Origin of the sequence: Burkholderia sp. LMG 13014, assembly GCF_905232215.1 — a bacterium.
Lineage (GTDB): Bacteria > Pseudomonadota > Gammaproteobacteria > Burkholderiales > Burkholderiaceae > Burkholderia.
This window is the reverse complement of sequence record NZ_CAJNKE010000920.1, coordinates 1-1,633: the sequence shown is the minus strand read 5'-3', so window position 1 is coordinate 1,633 and position 1,633 is coordinate 1. Positions and strand designations below refer to the sequence as shown.

The window sequence follows — 1,633 nt, the reverse complement described above, 5'->3', positions numbered from 1 at the left end:
GCCGCGCTGTTCGAGCGCATCCGCCCCGTGTTGCTCGCCATGGGCAAGAACGTCGTGCATTGCGGCGGCACGGGCACCGGGCAGATCGCGAAAATCTGCAACAACCTGCTGCTCGGGATCTCGATGATGGGCGTGTCGGAAGCGATGGCGCTCGGCGCCGCGCTCGGCATCGATCCGGCCGTGCTGGCCGGCATCATCAATACGTCGACCGGCCGCTGCTGGAGCTCGGACACGTACAACCCGTATCCGGGCGTGAGCGACACCGCGCCGGCCGCGCGCGGCTACGCGGGCGGCTTCGCGGCGAACCTGATGCTGAAGGATCTCGGGCTCGCGACCGAAGCGGCGCGGAGCGCGCACCAGCCGGTGTGGATGGGCGCGCTTGCGCAACAGCTCTATCAGTCGATGAGCCAGCAGGGGCTCGGCACGCTCGACTTCTCCGCGTGCGTGAAGCTGTACGAGGCGCAGCCGGCGTAACCGCCGCAGCCGACGCCGGACGTGCGCCGACCCGCGATCTGCCTGAACGGCATCGCGGGTCGTTTTGCGTGCGGGGAAGGAAAACGCGGCAGGCGGCGCATCAACGCCGCCGGTCGTTCAACCGCGCGGGTTCGACGCCGTCTCGAAGGTCGGATGGCACTCGAACGCGAGTTCGGAGCGCGCGCCGACACGGCTGCCGCTGGTCAGCGATTCCTGCTTCATGCTCGCGCGCATCCCGCGCTGCGTGCAGTAGTTGGTGGCTTCGTCGAAGGCCTTCGTATGGGCGTCGGCCCACGTCGTCGACACGCCGACCGTGCGCGTCGTCACGGTAAACACGTTCGGGTTCGACGTCGCGGTCACGTCGGAAGAGGTCGAACACGCGGCGAGCAAGCATGCAGCAGCCGCGACGGTCAACCATCGCAGGGTTCGAAAGGAAACTGGAGTGGACATGGGGGCAAGCGCGCGCCGTTCGACGCGCATTGAGCAACATAGGCGACAGTATGCCTGCTCGATCGCCGGAGATCATGCCCCTTTCAGTGAACACATTGTTTCGAATGGTTAAACGATGATGAAAATGGGGCAATATTTTCGCCCCGTTTCAGGGCCAGATGCCGCCAACGGGTAGTTTTGCCCTGTCGCCCTGCCGTATCGCCGTATCGCCGTATCGCCGTATCGCCGTATCGCCACATCGCCACATCGCCACATCGCCACATCGCCACATCGCGTTCTCCGCCTGCCGATTAGTGGCGGATCCTTTCGGTGCTTCCACGAGGCTCCGCCGTGCCGGCTGCTTTCGGCGCATGGCGCGGATGTGCGCGGCAGGTCAGCCATGGGCCGACCGTCGAAACCATCCCCCAAAGCCCGGCGCGTAGCCACGCGGGCACATCGCTTGCGTCATCGACGCGCCCGCCGATCCGGCGGACCGCATCCTTCCCTCAACCGGCGCTGCGCACCGCGCGCCCCTTCAAGCGGCGATCCCGCATCGCAAGCAGGTGCCATGCGTGCTGCATCGCATCTCCTTGCCTGGCCGGCGCGCGCCGGCATCAGGCTGTCGCCGCCGGTCCGGAAATCGCTACAACGGTCCTTGCAAATCTTTCATGTGCGCGGCAGAGCGCACGCACACCACCCGGGCGCTGGTGCCAGGCCGGCACGGCCCCCT

The 1,633-nt window shown here is 66.8% G+C and carries 2 protein-coding genes; one reads left to right on the top strand and one right to left on the bottom strand.

The window, feature by feature from the left end; all coding sequences use genetic code 11:
* On the top strand, nucleotides 1-474 hold a 474-nt coding region (locus JYJ84_RS36155; protein WP_205190252.1), incomplete at its 5' end, for an NAD-binding protein.
* 117 nt (nucleotides 475-591) lie between these two features.
* On the opposite strand, the gene JYJ84_RS36150 is transcribed toward JYJ84_RS36155, so the two are convergent.
* Nucleotides 592-924: a hypothetical protein gene (locus JYJ84_RS36150; RefSeq protein ID WP_174958506.1), complete on the bottom strand. Its 333-nt coding sequence runs from the start codon at nucleotides 922-924 to the stop codon at nucleotides 592-594.
* Nucleotides 925-1,633 lie beyond the last annotated feature (709 nt).

Bases quoted from the DNA above. Each gene is read 5' to 3' on its own strand.
- JYJ84_RS36150 (WP_174958506.1), bottom strand. From the start codon at position 924: ATGTCCACTCCAGTTTCCTTTCGAACCCTGCGATGGTTGACCGTCGCG.